Source organism: Nonomuraea sp. NPDC003727 (assembly GCF_053586935.1).
Genome location: NZ_JBSFNE010000007.1, coordinates 225351 through 243895 on the forward strand (window position 1 = coordinate 225351; position 18545 = coordinate 243895).

Annotated in this window: 15 protein-coding genes; 3 read left to right on the forward strand and 12 right to left on the reverse strand. The window is 71.4% G+C overall.

The window, feature by feature from the left end; all coding sequences use genetic code 11:
- Positions 1–44: 44 nt before the first annotated feature.
- From ACWDLG_RS19765 to ACWDLG_RS19800, 8 genes are all read right to left on the reverse strand, one after another.
- Positions 45–476: a hypothetical protein gene (locus ACWDLG_RS19765; protein WP_449921842.1), complete on the reverse strand. Its 432-nt coding sequence runs from the start codon at positions 474–476 to the stop codon at positions 45–47.
- Between the two features lie 511 nt (positions 477–987).
- Complete coding sequence (locus ACWDLG_RS19770) at positions 988–1656, reverse strand: response regulator (protein ID WP_449921844.1); 669 nt, start codon at positions 1654–1656, stop codon at positions 988–990.
- Entirely contained in the window at positions 1653–4199 is a 2547-nt protein-coding gene (locus ACWDLG_RS19775) for a DUF4118 domain-containing protein (protein ID WP_449921845.1), read from the reverse strand. Before ACWDLG_RS19775 ends, ACWDLG_RS19770 begins: the two co-directional genes overlap by 4 nt.
- A gap of 4 nt (positions 4200–4203) precedes the next feature.
- The gene (locus tag ACWDLG_RS19780; RefSeq protein WP_449921847.1) at positions 4204–5079 is read right to left on the reverse strand and encodes a potassium-transporting ATPase subunit C; all 876 of its coding nucleotides are present in this window, start codon (positions 5077–5079) and stop codon (positions 4204–4206) included.
- Entirely contained in the window at positions 5079–7202 is a 2124-nt protein-coding gene (gene kdpB, locus ACWDLG_RS19785; protein ID WP_449921849.1) for a potassium-transporting ATPase subunit KdpB, read from the reverse strand. The genes ACWDLG_RS19780 and kdpB overlap by 1 nt, the downstream gene beginning before the upstream one ends.
- Positions 7202–8848, reverse strand: a complete 1647-nt coding sequence (gene kdpA, locus ACWDLG_RS19790) for a potassium-transporting ATPase subunit KdpA (RefSeq protein ID WP_449921850.1) — start codon at positions 8846–8848, stop codon at positions 7202–7204. Before kdpA ends, kdpB begins: the two co-directional genes overlap by 1 nt.
- A complete protein-coding gene (gene kdpF / locus ACWDLG_RS19795) occupies positions 8848–8937 on the reverse strand; it encodes a K(+)-transporting ATPase subunit F (protein WP_354915691.1) in 90 nt (29 codons plus the stop codon). Before kdpF ends, kdpA begins: the two co-directional genes overlap by 1 nt.
- Positions 8938–9252: 315 nt before the next feature.
- Complete coding sequence (locus ACWDLG_RS19800; RefSeq protein WP_449921852.1) at positions 9253–9459, reverse strand: cold-shock protein; 207 nt, start codon at positions 9457–9459, stop codon at positions 9253–9255.
- Positions 9460–9844: 385 nt separating this feature from the next.
- Here ACWDLG_RS19800 and ACWDLG_RS19805 point away from each other — a divergent pair, with 385 nt between their 5' ends.
- Positions 9845–11152 (forward strand): DUF5994 family protein, encoded by a 1308-nt coding sequence (locus ACWDLG_RS19805; RefSeq protein ID WP_449921854.1) that lies wholly within the window; start codon positions 9845–9847, stop codon positions 11150–11152.
- A gap of 8 nt (positions 11153–11160) precedes the next feature.
- On the opposite strand, the gene ACWDLG_RS19810 is transcribed toward ACWDLG_RS19805, so the two are convergent.
- Positions 11161–12612, reverse strand: coding sequence for a pyridoxal phosphate-dependent decarboxylase family protein (locus ACWDLG_RS19810; protein WP_449921856.1), 1452 nt, complete (start codon positions 12610–12612; stop codon positions 11161–11163).
- 71 nt (positions 12613–12683) lie between these two features.
- On the opposite strand from ACWDLG_RS19810, the gene ACWDLG_RS19815 reads away from it, so the two are divergent.
- Entirely contained in the window at positions 12684–13712 is a 1029-nt protein-coding gene (locus ACWDLG_RS19815) for a GlxA family transcriptional regulator (RefSeq protein ID WP_449921858.1), read from the forward strand.
- On the opposite strand, the gene thrC is transcribed toward ACWDLG_RS19815, so the two are convergent.
- The gene (thrC, locus tag ACWDLG_RS19820) at positions 13646–14710 is read right to left on the reverse strand and encodes a threonine synthase (RefSeq protein ID WP_449921860.1); all 1065 of its coding nucleotides are present in this window, start codon (positions 14708–14710) and stop codon (positions 13646–13648) included. The two genes, ACWDLG_RS19815 and thrC, sit on opposite strands and share 67 nt — an antisense overlap.
- 65 nt (positions 14711–14775) lie before the next feature.
- Between thrC and ACWDLG_RS19825 the strand changes: the two genes are divergently transcribed.
- Complete coding sequence (locus tag ACWDLG_RS19825) at positions 14776–15591, forward strand: MurR/RpiR family transcriptional regulator (RefSeq protein ID WP_449921862.1); 816 nt, start codon at positions 14776–14778, stop codon at positions 15589–15591.
- Positions 15592–15807: 216 nt separating this feature from the next.
- Here ACWDLG_RS19825 and ACWDLG_RS19830 read toward each other — a convergent pair whose 3' ends face one another.
- Both ACWDLG_RS19830 and ACWDLG_RS19835 read right to left on the reverse strand, forming a co-directional pair.
- Positions 15808–16488 (reverse strand): TetR/AcrR family transcriptional regulator, encoded by a 681-nt coding sequence (locus tag ACWDLG_RS19830; protein WP_449921863.1) that lies wholly within the window; start codon positions 16486–16488, stop codon positions 15808–15810.
- Positions 16489–16514: 26 nt separating this feature from the next.
- Complete coding sequence (locus ACWDLG_RS19835; RefSeq protein WP_449921865.1) at positions 16515–17825, reverse strand: MFS transporter; 1311 nt, start codon at positions 17823–17825, stop codon at positions 16515–16517.
- Positions 17826–18545: the final 720 nt, after the last annotated feature.

The following is an 18545-nucleotide window of genomic DNA, read 5'->3' on the forward strand; positions in this document are numbered from 1 at the left end:
CCGGTCACGTCGAGCCGCGGATGCCCGGCCGATCAGCCGATCGGTCAGGTTCGCGGAACCGCGCGGTATTCGCGGACGCGGATGGCGAGCCCGTGCCCGAGCGACGCCCCGATGTCGCCGCGCGCCGGCCCGGCCACGGCGGCCACGCCGTACCCGGCCAACGCCACGCCGTACCCGGCGAGCGCCACGCCGCCGAACATCCCGAGCCTGAGCAGGTCCGGCGCGGTGAGGCTCAGCTCGCCCAGGCCGTTCACCAGGAAGCCGGTCGTGAAGAGCCACCCCATGAGCGCCGTGGCCGACGCCGCGAGCAGGCTCCGTGACCATGCCGCGTACGCTCCCACCACGAGCGCCATGGCGGCGACACGTGGCGTGCCCGGAGGGAGCAGTGCCGCGACGGCGGCGCACGCGGCGACGCTGACCACGAATCCTCCGCTGATCATGAACTCCAGCGGCGACCTTTCCCGACTGAATGTCATGAATTCATCACATCGCATTTCCAGCCGCGCGGGGAGTGTCCATACGCCATTCCTTCGCGTTCATGACGCGTTATTGATGCCGGTCGAGCCGCCCGGGAGGCCGACGTCAAGCGGGCGTCAGGGTTTCGGCGGTCGCCGTTCGGATCCCCTCTGGAATACGCCCGGACCGAATATCCGGCCATAGCATCATTTTCTATAAATTTCTGCGGTGCGTACCGAGGAGGAATGTGATGCACTCAGGTGGCCCGCCCTTCCTGCCCACCCGTATCGGAAGGAGCACGATGAAAGCCCCGAAAATACGGCCGGAAGCCTTCGGGCTGCTCGTGCTCATCGCCGTCGTGGCCGTGGTCACGCTGGCGATCGAGCTGCTCCCCTGACCGGCGTCCGGCACGGGGCCGGGCCGGCGTGACGGATCACGCCGGCCCGGCTTCGTCGTGAGCGGCGAGGCGGGTCAGCGACGAACGTTCGCCGAGCGGGCCCCATGAGCGGGTGCGTCGTGGCGGGCAGGAGCTCAGGGGGTGAAGCGGTAGCCCATGCCCGGCTCGGTGATCAGGTGGACGGGTCGTGCGGGGTCGCGTTCCAGCTTGCGGCGCAGCTGGGCCATGTACTGGCGCAGGTAGTGCGACTCCTTCAGGTACTTCTCCCCCCACACCTCGCTCAGCAGGTACCGCTGGCTGACCAGCTTGCCCGGGTTGCGCAGCAGGATCTCGAGGATGTGCCACTCGGTGGGCGTCAGCCGTACACCGTCGGAGACCGTCTTGTCGGTCAGGTCGATCACCCGGTCCCCGATCTGGATGCGGGCCAGCTCCGCCTCCTGCAGGCCGGTCCTGCGGGTGACGGCCCGCATGCGGGCCAGCAGCTCCTCGATGTTGAACGGCTTGGTGACGTAGTCGTCCGCGCCCGCGTCCAGCGCCTCGATCTTGTCCTGGTTGCCGGTCCTGCCGGACAGCACGAGGATCGGCACCGACGTCCACCCGCGCAGGCCGTGGATGACGTCGACCCCGTCGAGGTCGGGCAGCCCGAGATCGAGCAGGACGAGGTCGGGCTGCCGTTCGGCGGCCTCCCTGAGCGCCGACCCCCCGTCGGCGGCCACCGTGACCTCGTAGTGGCGCGCGACCAGGTTGATGCGCAGCGCCCGCAGGAGCTGCGGTTCGTCGTCGACGACGAGGACGCGGGTCATGCGACCACCGCCCGCGAGGAGATGGGAAACGTGAGGATCATCGTGAGACCTCCCCCTGGTGTCTCGTCAGGGACCAGCGTGCCGCCCATCGCCTCGGTCAGCCCGCGCGAGAGCGCGAGGCCGAGGCCGACGCCCGTGTCGTTGTCACGGTCGCCGAGGCGCTGGAACGGCAGGAAGATGCGGTCGTGGGCGTCGGCGGGGACGCCCGGCCCCCTGTCGATCACCCGGATCTCGACGTGGGCGCCGTGCCCGCTCGCGGTGATGAGCACCTTGGCGTCCTGCGGGCTGTAGCGCACCGCGTTGGTCATCAGGTTGACCAGCACCCGTTCGAGCAGCGTCGGGTCGGCGACGATCTCGGGCAGCTCGACGGAGATGTCGCCCTCCACCCTGTCCCGCACCGGGCCCAGGTCGTCGATCGCGCGGGGCACGACCTCCTCCAGAGCCACCGGCTGGTGGTCGACCCCCAGGACGCCCGCCTGCAGGCGGCTCATGTCGAGCAGGTTCGCGACCAGGCGGTCCAGCTTGGCCAGCGACTCGTCGGCCGTGGCCAGCAGCTCCTGGCGGTCCTCCTCGGTCCAGGCGATCGCGGTGTTGCTCAGGCTCTCCACGGCGGCCTTGGCGGAGGCGAGCGGGGTGCGCAGGTCGTGGCTGACGGCGGCCAGCAGCGCGGTGCGCATCCTGTCGGCCTCGGCCAGCGGCTTGGCCTGGTCCGCCGCCTCCTCGAGGCGCTGCTGGCGCAGCGCCACGGCCGACTCGGCGGCGAACGCCTCGAGCACCCTGCGGTCGGCGGCGTCGAGGAGCCGTCCGCGGGCGGTGAGGACCAGGTTCTCGTCGATGACCACGTCGGTGTCGGCGGCCGACGGGGACGTGCACGGCGTGCCGCCGGTGGTGGCGATGATCCGCCAGGCGTCCGGATCCGTCTGGTCGTCCGGCATGCTGCCGGTGTCGGGCCGCCGCTCCAGCAGCGTGACCGAGGTCAGCCCGAACGTCTCCCGCAGCCGCGCGAGCAGCGAGGGCACCGCCGCCTCGCCGCGCAGCACGTGCCCCGCCAGGGTGGCGAGGATCTCGGCGTCCGCGCCGGCTCTGGCGGCCTCCCTGGTACGGCGGGCCGCGACGTCGACGATCGTGCTCACCATGGCGGCGACCACGACGAACACGATGAGCGCGAACAGGTTCTCGGGATCGGCGATCGTGAACTCGCCGACCGGCGGGGTGAAGAAGTAGTTCAGCAGCAGCGAGCCCACGACGGCCGCGGTGATGGCCGGCCACATGCCGCCGATCAGCGCGACGCCCACCACCGTCACCAGGTAGAAGAGGATCTCGGTCGGCAGCGACAGGTCGTCCCTGAACGGGATCAGCGCCGCCGTCAGCGCGAGCATGCCCGCGAGGGCGACCGCCCATCCGGCCAGCCGCCGCTTCCTGGTCAGCGCCGCGCGGCTGTGTTCGGGGCGCCGGCGGCCCTTCTTCGCCTCGTCGTGCGTGATCATGTGCACGTCGATGCTGCCGGACAGCGCGGTGGTCTCCACGCCGACGCCGCGGGAGAAGATCTGCGCGAACCTGCCGCGCCGGGAGGCGCCGAGCACCAGCTGGGTGGCGTTGACGCCGCGGGCGAAGTCGAGCAGGGCGCGGGGGATGTCGTCACCGACCACCTGGTGGTAGGTGCCGCCGAGGCTCTCCACCAGCGTGCGCTGCCTGGCCAGGTTGGCGGGGTCGCCGCCGGCCAGGCCGTCGGCGCTGGTGACGTGGACGGCCAGCAGGTCGGCGCCCTTGGTCCTGGCCGCGACGCGGGCGGCCCGCCGTACCAGGGTGTCGCCTTCGGGTCCGCCGGTGAGGGCCACGACGACGCGCTCGCGCGTCTCCCAGGTGCCTTCGATGCCGTGGTCGGCGCGGTAGCGGTCGAGCTGCTCGTCGACCTTGCCCGCGACCCACAGGAGGGCGAGCTCGCGCAGCGCGGTCAGGTTGCCGACCCTGAAGTAGTTGGACAAGGCGGCGTCCACCTTCTCCGGAGCGTAGACGTTGCCGTGCGCCATCCGCCGCCGCAGCGCCTCGGGCGACATGTCGACCAGCTCGATCTGGTCGGCCCTGCGCACCACCTCGTCCGGCACGGTCTCCCGCTGGGGGATGCCGGTGATCTGCTGGACGACGTCGTTGAGCGACTCCAGGTGCTGGATGTTGACCGTCGAGATGACGTCGACGCCGGCGTCGAGGATCTCCTCGATGTCCTGCCAGCGCTTGACGTTCCTCGACCCGGGCACGTTCGTGTGGGCCAGCTCGTCGATCAGCGCGATCTTCGGCGCGCGCTCGATGACGGCGTCCACGTCGAGCTCGGTGAAGGTCGACCCGCGGTAGCGGAGCTGCCTGCGCGGGATGATCTCCATGCCCTCGAGGAGGGCGGCGGTGCGGGGACGCCCGTGGGTCTCGACGAAACCCACGACGACGTCCCTGCCCCGCTCCATCCCCCTGCGGCCCTCGCCGAGCATCGCGAAGGTCTTGCCCACCCCGGGCGCCGCGCCCAGGTAGACCCTCAGCCGACCGCGTGGCATCGCCCTATCCCTTGTCGAGTGCCAGGTTGAGCTCGAGCACGTTGACCGCGGGCTCGCCCATGAACCCGAGCGCCCTGCCGGTGGTGTGCTCCTTGACGAGCGCGGTCACCCTCTCCAGGGGAAGGCCGCGCTCCTTGGCGACGCGGGGCGCCTGCAGCTCGGCGTAGGCGACCGAGATGTGCGGGTCCAGGCCCGAGCCGCTGGCGGTGACCGCGTCCGCGGGGACCTTCACGTCGGTGACGGTCCCGCGCACCGGCACGGTACGGCCGGCCGCGTAGTCCTCGCCGGGCTTGCCGCACTCGACCTTGACGCCCTCGTAGGTGGCGACGAACGGCTGGGCGGGGCAGGCCTGGTTGACGCTGACCGCCCTGGTCGGGGTGCCGACGGCGGGGAACACCTTCAGCACCGCGCCCACGCCGTCCGGCGTGCAGTACGGCCGGGTGCCGCTGACGCCCTCCAGCTCGCCGACCGCCTTGGAGCGGGCGCAGACCTGGGTGAGCAGCGACTGCCTGCCCTCGTCGGGGTTGCCCTCGTCGTCTTTGGCGCCCGGCACGGGCAGGGTGTCGACGACGTCCTCGGGGCCGAGGTTGCCGGCCGCGGTGGACAGCATGTCGTACCCGTCACCGGCGGCCGACGGCCGGCTCTGGAAGTACTTCCTGATGGGGTCGCCGTCCTTGTCGGTGAAGAGCTGGCCCACGACGGCGCTGCCGACGGTCTTGCCGTCGCGCTCGACCGGGGAGCCGTTGGCCTTGTTGTGGAAGGCGGCCTGGGCGATGCCGGTGACCGCCAGCGGGTAGATCCCGCCGAGGATCAGGGTCAGGACGATGACCGCGCGGACGGCGGCGAGGTGCTGGCGGATCCAGCTGGGCAGGCGTTCCATTACGACATCCCCGGAAGGAACTGGATGAGAAGGTCGATCAGCTTGATGCCGACGAAGGGCGCGACGATGCCGCCCAGACCGTAGACGGACAGGTTCCGGTTGAGCAGCTTGGAGGCGCTGGACGGCCGGTAGCGCACGCCGCGGAGGGCGAGCGGGATGAGCGCGACGATGATGATCGCGTTGAAGACGACCGCGGACAGGATCGCCGACTGCGGGCTGGCCAGGCGCATGATGTTGAGCGCGTCCAGGCCCGGGTAGACCGCCGCGAACATCGCCGGGATGATCGCGAAGTACTTGGCGATGTCGTTGGCGATCGAGAACGTGGTCAGGGCGCCGCGCGTGATCAGCAGTTGCTTGCCGATCTCGACGATCTCGATGAGCTTGGTCGGGTTGGAGTCGAGGTCCACCATGTTGCCCGCCTCTTTGGCGGCGCTGGTGCCGGTGTTCATCGCCACGCCGACGTCCGACTGCGCGAGCGCGGGGGCGTCGTTGGTGCCGTCACCGGTCATGGCGACCAGTCGGCCGCCTTCCTGCTCCTTCTTGATGAGGGCGAGCTTGTCCTCGGGGGTGGCCTCGGCGAGGAAGTCGTCCACACCGGCCTCGTCGGCGATGGCCCTGGCGGTCAGCGGGTTGTCACCGGTGATCATGACGGTGCGGATGCCCATGCGGCGCATCTCGTCGAACCGCTCGCGCATGCCCTGCTTGACGACGTCCTTCAGGTGGATGACGCCGAGCACGCGGCCCTTCTCGGCCACGACCAGCGGGGTGCCGCCCGTGCCGGAGATCCCGTCCACGATGTGGCCGACCTCGTCGGTCGGGTGACCGCCGTGGTCCCTGACCCACTTCATGACGGCCGTCGCCGCGCCCTTGCGGACCTCCTTGCCGTCCAGGTTCACGCCCGACATGCGGGTCTGCGCGGTGAACTGCACCCACTCGGCGTGGGCCAGCTCGCCGGGCTCCCGCTCGCGCAGGCCGTACGCGGTCTTGGCGTACACCACGATCGAGCGGCCCTCTGGCGTCTCGTCGGCGAGGCTGGACAGCTGCGCCGCCCGCGCCAGCTCCATCTCGGGCACGCCGGCCACCGGCACGAACTCGGACGCCTGGCGGTTGCCCAGCGTGATGGTGCCGGTCTTGTCCAGCAGCAGCGTGCTGACGTCGCCGGCGGCCTCGACCGCGCGGCCCGACATGGCCAGGACGTTGCGCTGCACGAGCCGGTCCATGCCGGCGATGCCGATGGCCGACAGCAGCGCGCCGATCGTCGTCGGGATGAGGCAGACCAGCAGCGAGACGAGCACGATGCCCGTGACGCCGTCGCCTGTCAGGGCGAGCGAGTCGGGGATGCCAGGGTTGGTGTCCTTGGCGTAGATGGCCAGCGGCTGCATGGTCACGGTGGCGACCAGGAAGATGACGGTCAGCGCGGCCAGCAGGATGTTGAGGGCGATCTCGTTGGGGGTCTTCTGCCGGTCGGCGCCCTCGACCAGGGAGATCATCCGGTCGATGAAGCTCTCGCCCGGCTTCTGGGTGATCTGGACGATGATCTTGTCGGACAGCACCTTGGTGCCGCCCGTCACCGCTGACCTGTCACCGCCGGACTCCCGGATGACCGGCGCGGACTCGCCGGTGATCGCGGACTCGTCGACGCTCGCGATGCCCTCGATCACGTCGCCGTCACAGGGGATGATCTCTCCGGCCTCGACGACCACGAAGTCGCCCTGCCTGAGCTCGGCAGCGCCCACGGTGTCCCACTCCGTGGAGGTGCGGCTCCTGAGCCTGCGGGCCATGGTGTCGCGCTTGGTCGCGCGAAGCGTGGCCGCCTGCGCCTTGCCCCTGCCCTCCGCGACCGCCTCCGCCAGGTTGGCGAAGATGACCGTCAGCCAGAGCCAGACCACGATCGCCCAGGCGAAGAACGACGGGTCGAGGACGGCCAGGACCGTGGTGAACACCGCGCCGATCTCCACGATCAGCATCACGGGGTTGCGCCAGAGCGTGACGGGGTTCAGCTTGACGAGCGCGTCGGGCAGCGACCTGACGAGCTGTTTCGGGTCGAGCAGGCCGCCGCCGATCCTGCCGTTCTTCTTGGGCGCCGGCTCCTTCCCCGGCGCCTCGACCAGGTGGGTCGTCATCACATGAGTCCTTCTGCGAGCGGGCCGAGCGCCAGGGCGGGGAGGAAGGTCAGCGCGACCAGGACGATCGTCACGCCGACGACCATGCCGACGAACTGCGGCCGGTGGGTCGGCAGCGTGCCCGCGGATTCGGGCACCGGCGTCTGCCTGGCCAGGGAGCCCGCCAGGGCGAGCACGAAGATGATCGGCAGGAACCGGCCGAAGACCATGCACAGGCCGAGCGCCACGTCGTACCAGGGGGTGTTCACGGTGACGCCGGCGAAGGCCGAGCCGTTGTTGTTCGACGCGCTGGTGAAGGCGTAGAGGATCTCGGAGAAGCCGTGCGGGCCGCTGTTCAGCATGGCCGCCAGGCCCGCCTTGTTGCCCATGGCCACGGCCGTGCCGACCAGCACCAGGACCGGGGTGACCAGGAAGTAGAGCGAGGCCAGCTTGATCTCGCGGGAGCCGATCTTCTTGCCGAGGTACTCGGGCGTCCTGCCGACCATGAGCCCCGCGACGAACACGGTGATCACGGCCAGGACGAGCATGCCGTACAGGCCGGCGCCGACACCGCCGGGGGCGACCTCGCCCAGCATCATGTTGAACAGCGTCATCATGCCGCCGAACGGGGTGTAGGAGTCGTGGAAGGAGTTCACGGCACCGGTGCTGGTGAGCGTGGTGGCGGCGGCGAACGTCGCGGAGTTGGCGACGCCGAACCGCACCTCCTTGCCCTCCATGGCCGCGCCGACCGCCTGCGGGACGGTGGCGTCGCCCGACAGCTCGAAGACGTTGGTGAGCACGACGCTGACGACGGCGATCGTGGCCATCACGGCGAGGATCGCGTAGCCCTGCCGGACCTGGCCGACCATCCGGCCGAAGGTGCGGGTCAGGCTGAAGGGGATGACGAGGATCAGGAAGATCTCGAACCAGTTCGTCCAGGAGGCGGCGTTCTCGAACGGGTGGGCCGCGTTGGCGTTGTAGAAGCCGCCGCCGTTGGTGCCGAGTTCCTTGATGACCTCCTGGCTGGCCACGGGGCCGCCGGTCATGTTCTGCGTGTTGCCGGCGAGGGTGGTGATCTCGTGCGGGCCGACGAAGTTCTGCACCAGGCCGCCCGCCACCAGGACGAGCGCGCCGACGAAGGCGATCGGCAGCAGGATGCGGAGCGTGCCGCGCACCAGGTCCACCCAGAAGTTGCCGATGGTGTCGGCGTTCTTGCGGGCGAAGCCGCGCACCAGCGCGATCGCCACGGCCATGCCGACGGCGGCCGACACGAAGTTCTGCACGGCGAGCGCGGCCATCTGGACCAGGTGGCCCATGGTGCTCTCACCGGAGTAGGCCTGCCAGTTGGTGTTGGTGACGAAGCTGATCGCGGTGTTCCACGCGACGTGGTCGGTGACGGGCGGGAAGCCGAGCGAGAGCCACAGCTTGTCCTGCAGGCGCTGCATGCCGTACACGACCAGGATGGAGATGATCGAGAAGGCCAGCAGGCTGCGCGCGTAGACGGGCCAGCGCTGCTCCGCGTCGGCGCGGACGCCGAGCAGGCGGTAGACGATCCGCTCGACGGCGGTGTCCTTGGTGCCGCTGTAGACCCGGTGCATGTAGTCGCCGAACGGCTTGTGCACCACGGCCAGCGCGATGACCAGGGAGGCGAGGAAGATCCAGCCCATCAGAACCGCTCCGGGAAGAGCAGGGCCGCGACCATGAAGATCACCAGGCCGATGGCCACGACGAGGCCGGCGGCGTTGACGGCGCTCACAGGCGCTCCACCGCCTTGACGACAAGCCCGAAGATCACGAAGATCGCGATCGTCAGGGCGACGAAGATGACGTCGGCCATCCCCACTCCTCAGTTTTCGGACATAGCTTTCATGACCAGCAAACTTGGAGATTCAGGGAGCTTTGCCGTTCTTGACGGGTTCCCTACGGCTCAAGGCGGACTATTGACGCGATCCGTACGTCATGCGCGCCGCCACCCGGGGGGCGACGCCGTCGATCGCCCGTCCTTCACAGACGCAGAAGCCGGGGCCCGGTCATGGTGCTGACCGGGCCCCGGCTCCTGGCGTGAGTATCCGTCAGATGACGGGAACGATGTTCTCCGCCTGCGGGCCCTTCTGACCCTGCGTGACGTCGAAGCTCACCTTCTGGCCCTCGTGAAGCTCACGGTAGCCCTGGGTGGCGATGTTGGAGTAGTGGGCGAAGACGTCCGCGCCGCCGCCGTCCTGGGCGATGAAGCCGAAGCCCTTCTCCGCGTTGAACCACTTGACAATGCCAGTCGCCATGTCGATCTCCTTCGATAGGCGCAGTAATGGGACACGCACCTTGCGTGGCCCATGTCGCCGCAATGACCCATCCGGACATGACCGGCAAAAACAAAATGCGCCTGGGGGGTTACATCCCGTCAGGCGCACACAACGTTCATGGGTACCAGAACTGCAACACCCTCAAAGCTAGCACGCGTCGCGGCCGCTGTGACCCGTACGGGCGGCTTGGTTCTCGCTGCCACCAGGACCGATCCAGCCCTCCACAGGTATATCCATACCAAAATGATCCTCACATATGAGTGTATAGTCGGCTATCTGGGACATTTCGCATGTCGACAGCCGCGTCGGCGTCGCCTCAGAGATGACATCGGCTCTGGCGGGCCGGAGACAGGCGGCACATCTGATGCCGAACCACGACATGCATCTCGTCCAGCCCCTCCCCCAGCCGAGCGCCCGGATCCGTCTGGAGCCGACCCTCACCCGCGAGGGAAGCCTCGACGGCGCGTGGTGGCCACGCTCGACCGACCTGCACAGCGAGCTCCCCTCCCTCCTCAACGCGCTGGATGCGCTACTCGGTCCCATCGTGCGGGTCAGGCTCGACCCGGGCGCCTGGGACGACGTTCCCGCCCATCTCGTGATCGACGGCCGTTTCCTCAGGGTCAGCGGCTGGCCGGGAACACCCGACACGGTCAGTCTGATCCGTGGCGACCAGGACGGGTTCCACCTGCTGGTGATCCCACCGGACACCGCATCGTCGACGGCCGCGGCCGCGATGAGGACCGCCGCGCGTAGCGGCAACAGCCTGTCGGCGGAGGAGATCCTCGCCCATTGCCGCCCATGCGAGTCGAGACCGGCGTTCGACCAGGCAATACGTCCCTACCAGCCGTCCGATCAGGCAGCCGTCCTCGCGCTGGTCGAGGCCGACCACCTGCCTGGCCAGCCCGTGTGCTCGGCGGAGAGGCTCGCCGAGGCCATCGACGGAACATGCCGTCGCGATCCCGCGCCCTGGGCCCGGCTGCACCGGCCCAGCACCGAGGTGATCGTGGACGGTGACGGCAAGGTGCTGGGTGCGGTCTCCTACGCGGTACGCCGCGACAACGGTGAGGGAGTGGTCCTGTGGCTGCACGGCCGCGAGATCCTGCTCGTCGTCGAGGCGCTCGTCTCACACGCCCTGCATGAGCTGAAGAGCAGCGGAACCGTGCACGCCTTCGTCGCCACGCTGGGTCTCTGCCCCTCGGCACTTCCTTCGGGGCGCCGACCGGTCACGCGCAAGGTGCTGGAGCACGCCGGGTTCGCCGGCCGGAACTCGTGGCGATATCTGCATCGCGCCACAACAGGGGACCACCGTCCTGAGGCGGCCGGCCCGCCCGTCGAGGTGATCCTCAGCAATGCCCCGCTCGGCTGGTGGCTGCGAAGCCGCGACGACGACCTCGCCGCCGAAGCCGTGGCCCAGGTGCCCGTTGACGACGTGGGAATCCTCTGGTGGTTCGGCGCGGACGCCCTCCACGCGGACGGATCGTTCGAGCGGGCGATGCTGTGGGAGGCCGTCACGCTCCTCCATCGGCACGGCGCGTCCGAGACGATCCTGTACGCCGACGACAAGCAGACCGACGGACACCCCACATGGTCGGTGTTCACCGACGCGGGGTTCACGGAGATCGACCGTCTCGTCTCGTACACCAGGCGGGGCGGCGCCCCTCGCGGCACCTGACGAGTGGGTCACGCGCCCCCGACGGGGTTCCTCTTGCGGGCGTCGCCCAGCGCGCTCACCACGGCCTCGACGTCCTCCACCCGGGTGCGGTGGCTGGTCAGGCACAGCCGGATGGCGGGCCGTCCGGCCAGGCGAACGGTGCTGATCCACGCCTGCCCGCCGCGGACCACCTCGTCGGCGACCGCGTCGTGCCACGCCGCGCTGCTCTCGGCACCGCCCGCCTCCGCCTCGGGGGCGGCCACGCAGACGACGGGCAGCACCGTGTCGTTGACCCGCCGCCACCCCTCCTCCCGCAGGCGGCGCGCGAGCAGCTCGCCGAGCCGCACGTCCCGCTCGATCTGGGCGGCGTAGGCGGGCCTGCCCGCCATCGCCAGCGCGAGGAACACCTTCAAACCCGCGAAACGGCGCGACCACTGCACGCTGGTGGCGTAGGGGTCGGGGGCGCCGTCGGTCTCCGCCGGCATGTAGGAGGTGGTCGCGCGGAAGCTCTCGGCCAGCACGGTCCCGTGCGGGGTGAGCAGCATGCCCGCGCCCATGGGCGCCGACATCCACTTGTGCGCGTCCACCGTGACGCTGTCGGCCCGCTCCACCCCGGCCAGCAGCGGGCGCAGGGAGTCGGACAGCGCGATCGCGCCCGCCCACGCGGCGTCGACGTGGAAGTGCAGCCCCCACTCCGCGGCCAGGCCGGCCAGCTCCGGCAACGGGTCCACCGCGCCTCCCGCCGTCGTGCCGGCGGTCGCGGCCAGCAGGAACGGGTCGCGGTCCGCGGCACGGTCGGCCTCGACCATCTCGCGCAGCCTGCCGGTGTCCATGCGGTGCGCCGCGTCGACCGGCACCAGGCGGACGGCCTCGCGCCCGATGCCCGTCATGTGGGCGATCTTGAGCCACGCCAGGTGGCTCTCGGCTGAGGCGTAGAACACCGGCCGCCGCGGCAGGCCGTACGTGCCGGTGCCGGGGTAGGAGGGGAACCGGCGGGTCAGGGCGACGATCACCGCGGTCAGGTTGGCCTCGGCGCCGCCCACCGTGAAACTGCCCTCCGTGGTGGCGGGCAGGCCGAGGCGGGCCGCCATGAAGCGCAGCACGTGCCGTTCCATCTCGACGGCCGCGGGGGCGTGGCTGTAGGCGGCCAGCTGCGGGTTGACCCCTGCCGCGAGCAGCTCGCCGGCCACGCCCCACCAGGTGGGGGTGGGGTTGAACAGCCCGAAGTAGCGGGGGTGCGTCGTGTGCACGCCCCAGCGGCGCAGGGCCGCCATCACCTCCCGCAGCGTGTGCTCGGGCCGCCCCGCCGTCTCGAAGTCCTGGCCGGCCAGCCAGTCGCGCAGCCACGCGGTGCCTGTCTCCGGTGGCGCGACGGGGCCGCCTGCCACGTCCTTCGCGTGCCGTACGACCAGGTCCACGGCGGCGGTCAGCAGCCGGGCGCCTTCGTCCTCACCGATGTCCAGCGGTCCCTTTTCGTCCATGGACACCACTGTCGCGAGGGCCGTATCCGGTCACTAGTGGCAAAGATGTCGTGTTCCACTATATTTGCGCCATGGGCCGGATCAGAGTCGTCGTCCCGGTGCTGGACAACTGCCCGCTCTTCGAGCTCGCCGTCCCCTGCGAGGTCTTCGGCAGGGACCGGCTCGACCTCAGCCCCGACTGGTACGACCTGCGCCTGTGCCGGACCGCGGACGGCGAGCAGGAGTCGCTCAGCGGCCTGTGGCTGCGCGCCCCGCACGGGCTGGAGGCGATGCGCACGGCCGACCTCGTCGTGGTGCCCGCCTGCGCCGACGGCTCCTACCGGCCGCCGGACACGCTGCTCGAAGCGCTCGTCGCGGCGCACGAGAGAGGCGCGCGGGTCGCCGCGCTGTGCTCGGGGGCGTTCGTGCTCGCCGCGGCGGGCCTGCTCGACGGCCGCGAGGCCGCCACCCACTGGATGCACGCCGCGGACCTGCGGCGCCGCCATCCACGGGTGCGCGTCAACGAGCGCGCCCTCTACCTCGACGACGGCGACATCCTCACCAGCGCCGGCACCGCGGCGGGCATCGACCTGTGCCTGCACATCGTCAGGCGCGACTTCGGCGCCGCCGTGGCGGCGGAGGTGGGGCGCCGCATGGTGATCGCGCCCCAGCGGGAGGGCGACCAGACGCAGTACGTCTCGCCGGCCGTGCCCGTCCCCGCTCCCGACAAGGGCCTGGCGCCGGTGCTGACGTGGGCGCTGGAACGGCTGCACGAGCCGCTCACCGTCCCGCGCATGGCCGAGCGGGGCGCGATGAGCACCAGGACCTTCATCCGCCGCTTCCACCAGGAGACCGGCCTCACCCCGATCAGGTGGCTCACCCAGCAGCGCGTCGTCAGGGCCAGGGAACTGCTGGAGACCACGCGGCTGCCCGTCGACGTGGTGGCCGAGCGCTCCGGCTTCAGCACCGGCAACGGCCTGCGCCAGCACTTCACCAAGCTGCTCGGCACCACGCCCTCCGCCTACCGGCGCACCTTCCAGGGGGCGGGCGGCGCTCAGGCGGCCGGCAGGAGGGCGCGAGCCACCTCGGCCGCCGACGAGGAGGTCTCGATCGAGGTGTAGCCGCCGCGCAGGGAGGCGTCCACGTCCTTGAGGCCGTTGCCGCTGAGCGTGATCACGATCCGCTGGCCCGGGTCGAGCCTGCCCCTGGCGTGCTGGTCGAGCAGGCCGGCGATCCCCGCCGCCGAGGCGGGCTCGGCGAAGACGCCGTCGCGGCGGGCCACCTCCCGGTAGGCCGCGAAGATCTGCTCGTCGGTCACGGCGGCGATCAGACCGCCGGACTCGTCGCGGGCGGTGACGGCACCGTCCCAGGTCGCCGGGCTGCCGACGCGGATGGCGCTCGCCTCGGTCACGGGCTCCGCGACGGGCGTGCCGCTCACGAGCGGCGCGGCCCCCGCCGCCTGGAAACCCCACATGCGCGGCAGCCGGGTGGCCAGGCCCGCGTCCCGGTAGGTCCGGTAGCCGCCCCAGGTGGCGGTGATGTTGCCGCCGTTGCCCACCGGCAGGCAGTGGATGTCGGGCGCGTCACCCAGGGCGTCGACGATCTCGTAGGCGACGGTCCGCTGCCCCGCCAGGCGCCACTCGTTGCCCACGGAGTTGACCAGCGCGACCGGGTGGTCGGCGGCCAGCTCGCGGGCGACGCGCAGGCAGTCGTCGAACCCGCCGGCGATCTCGACGATCCGCGCGCCGTGCCGTACGGCCTGGCCGAGCTTGCCGAGCGCGATCCGCCCGCGGGGCACCAGCACGGCCGCCGCCATCCCCGCGCGAGCGGCGTAGGCGGCCGCGGAGGCGCTGGTGTTGCCGGTGGAGGCGCAGATGACCAGCTCGGCGCCGGCTTCGGCGGCCCTGCTGATCGCCACGGTCATGCCGCGGTCCTTGAACGAGCCCGTGGGGTTGGCGCCCTCGACCTTCAGCCAGACGTCGCAGCCCGTGACGGCCGACAGGTGCGCCGAGCGCAGCAGCGGGGTGTTGCCCTCGTTCAGGGTGACTGACGGGGTGTCGCCGGTGACGGGCAGCCAGCGCCGGTAGCCGCTGTCCAGCAGCCCATGCCAGGTACTCATGGCGCCTACCGTAACACCCGTTTCATTCTTCTGCGGCAGTCGGGATTGATGTAACATTCGTTAGCGTGGATCCCATCGTGACCCGGCTGAGCGAGGTCTACTCCGAGCTGCCGCGCGGCGAGCGGGCGATCGTCAGGGTGCTGCTCGACGACTACCCCTTCGCCGCGCTCGGATCGCTGCGCGCGCTGGCCGACCGCGCCGGCGTCAGCCCGCCGACGGCCTCGCGCCTGTTCGACCGGCTCGGCTACGCCGGCTTCGCCGCCTTCCAGTCCGCCGTCAGGGCCGGCGCCCGCGAGCACGACAGGTCACGCCTGCAGGAGTTCGTGGCCCGCTCGCCCGGCACCCGCGGGGCCGCCGAAGACCTTCGCGCCGGCCTAGACGGCACCCTCGCCGCCGTGAGCGAATCCCAGCTCGCCGCCGTCGCCGCCCTCCTCGCCGAGGCGGGCGGCGTGTGGGCCGTCGGCGGGCCGCTGAGCGAGCTGGCCGCCGAATACCTCGTCCGCCAGCTCGCCGGCCTGCGCCCGGGAGCGCACCGTGTGCCCGGCTCCCCCGCCGCCAGAGCGCGCGTCCTGCTCGACCTCGGGCCCTCCGACGTCGTCGTGGCCTACGACTTCCGCCGCTACTCCCCCGACACCGCGGCGTTCGTGCGGGCCGCCCGGTCCCGGGAGGCCCGCCTGGTGCTCGTCACCGACGCGTGGGAGTCACCGCTGGGGCCGCACGCCGAGATCCTGATCCGGCTGCCACGCGAGGCGGCCGGGCCGATCGCGCCGCTGACCCACGAGATCGCCGTCACCGAGCTCGTGCTGGTGGCCACCGCCTCCCGCCTCGCCCCCGCCGTACGGCTGGCCGAACTCGACGAGCTCACCCAGTCGCTGCAGTGACCACGACGAGCCCGTCCATCCCGCCCCGTCTCCGGCCTCGACCAGCCCGCATGGCCATCCCGCTCCATCGTCGCCCTCGACCAGCCCACACGGCCATCCCGCTCCATCGTCGCCCTCGACCGGCCCACACGGCCATCCCGCTCCATCGTCGCCCTCGACCGGCCCGCACGGCCGCCCCGGCACCCGACGAGCAGCACCACAGGGGTCGCGGTGACCTCACAACCCCATGGTGTCGGCCAGCGTCTCCATCTCGACGGTCAGCAGCGTGGCCGAGCGGTGCCCCATCCCGGCGAACTGGCCCTGCACCTCCAGGCTCGTCAGCCCGTGCAGCCGCGACCAGACCATGATCGTCCCGGTGAGGGCGGTGGCGGGATCGCCGTCGGGCGCGAAGGCCCTGACCCATTCGGCCACCGCGGGCACCTCCTCGACCCATCGCCGCATCTCCTCGCGCAGCGTCTCGGCGGCCGGACCGCACCGGCCCCCCGCGAACACCGGCAGGAAAGGCCCGAGCACCTCGCGGGCCCGCTGGACGCTCTCCGGCGGAGCCTGGTAGCCGGGTGACGGCGTGCCTGCCAGCAGCTGGTAGACGTGCGGGTGCGCCAGCGCCCACCCGTGGAAGGCCCCGGCCAGCGCGTGCAGGCGCGCCCGCGGCGCCCCCTCGCCGACCGCGGCCCGTACGGCCGCCGCGACCTGGTCGAAACCGTCAAGGATGAGCTCGGTCAGCAGGTCGTCGCGACTGCCGAAGTACTTGTAGATCGCCGGCCCCGTGACACCGAGTTGCTTGGCCACGGCGTTCAGGCTCAGCGCCGCGGCCCCACCCTGGCCGATCTGGGCCAGCGCGGCCTCCTTGATCTCGGCACGGACCTGGTCCCGGTAGCGCTGTCGCGGCGATGACACCCTCTCATCGTAGTGAGCGCGTCTCATCACGACGTCCGCCGCTTCGTGAAGGCGATGACCGCCGCCAGCAGGGAGATGGCCGCCGCCGCCGCGAAGGCGCGGTGATAGCCGGACAGCTCACTGGGCGCGAGACCCGCGACCGAGGCGAGCACGGCAAGACCGAGCGCGCCGCCGACCTGCCGGGTGGTGTTGATCAGGCCGCCCGCCACCCCGGACCGCTCGCCGGGCACCCCGGCCACGCCGAGCGCGGTCAGCGGCACGAACGCGAGCCCCAGCCCGGCGCCGACCAGCAGGGACGGGCCGAGCAGGTCCGCCAGGAAGGTGCCGTTCTCAGGCGCGCTCGCCAGCCAGGCCAGCCCCGCCGCCAACGTCACCAGCCCCGGCACGAGAGGGGCGCGCAACCGGCCGGCCGCCAGCGGCGCCAGCATGAGCGCCAGCGCGAGCGGCAGCTGGGTGAGGCCGGCCGCCAGCGGCGAGTAGCCGAGCACGCGCTGCTGGTAGAGCGGCAGGAAGAAGAACGTGCCGACCCACACCATGCCCAGCAGGAGCATGACCAGGTTGCCGACCCCGACGGAGGCGGTACGCAGCAGCCCCGCCGGGACCAGCGGATCGGCCGCCCGCCGTTCGACCAGCACGAACCCCGCCAGCAGCAGCACCCCGACCCCGACCGTCACCGCACCGCCGCCGCCCAGCCCGTGGACGACACCGGTCAGGCCCGCGGTCACCGTGACCGCGCCGGCGAGGTCGAGCCGGCCGCCGGCCGTCCGCGCGTCGCCCGTGACCAGCCGCGCCACGGCGGCCAGCGCGAACACGCCGACGGGGACGCTCACCGCGAAGATCGACCACCAGCCGAACGCGTCGGTCAGCAGACCGCTCAGCAGCACGCCCGCCGCGCCGCCCGCCGCTGACACCGATCCCCAGACCCCGAGCGCCCTGGCCCGTTCCTCGCCCGGCGCGTAGAGAGCCAGCAGGACGGCCAGCGCGGCCGGCGACAGGACGGCGGCGCCGACGCCCTGGACCGCGCGCGCCGCGACCAGCCACCCCGCCCCGGCGGGTACGGCGGCGGCGAGCGAGCCCGCGGTGAACAGCGCGAGACCGGCGAGGAGGACGCGCCGCCTGCCGTACAGGTCGGCCAGCCTGCCGCCCACCAGGAGGAGGGCGCCGAAGGCGATCAGGTAGGCGTTGACGACCCACGACAGGCCCGCGGGCGTCAGCCCCAGGTCGTCGCCGATCACGGGGAGGGCGACGTTGACGATCGAGGTGTTGAGCACCACGAGGAACTGGGAGGCGGCCAGCAGCGCCAGGACGGCACCCCTGGTCCCGGTCGACGTCGACATGACAGCTTCTTTCTTTGGTTACAAGTTATAACCAGAGTATGTGACTGTCACACAACAGCGTCAAGACGGCAACACGAAAGGACACCCGCGACACGCGGGCGTCCTTTCGTGAGAAGAGGTCGACTGCTCGCCATCCCGGCCGAGCCACGATCCGCGTCACCGATCGGAAACTCTCAACCGGAGCGCCATCACCCCTGTGCGGCACAGGCTCCATTCGACCGCGCGGGAGTCAACCCGTACGGCGAAAGCGGGCCCCGCGCGGGGCGGCCGGAGGTCAACCCGTACGGCGGAAGGGGGCCACGCGGCACGACGGCCAGGACAGCGGTGCGGAGGTCAATGTGTACGGCGGAAACGGGCCACGCGCGGCACGGACGGAAGTCAACCTGTACGGCAGAAGCGGGCCACGCGGCACGACGGCCAGGACAGCGGTGCGGAGGTCAATGTGTACGGCGGAAACGGGCCCCGCGCGGCGCGGACGGAAGTCAACCTGTACGGCAGAAGCGGGCCACGCGGCACGACGGCCAGGACGGCGGTGCGGAGGTCAACGTGAACGGCGGAAACGGGCCCCGCGCGGCGCGGACGGAAGTCAACCCCTACGGCGGAAACGGGCCACGCGCGGCACCACGGCCAGGACGGCGGTGCGGAGGTCAACGTGAACGGCGGAAACGGGCCCCGCGCGGCGCGGACGGAAGTCAACCCCTACGGCGGAAACGGGCCACG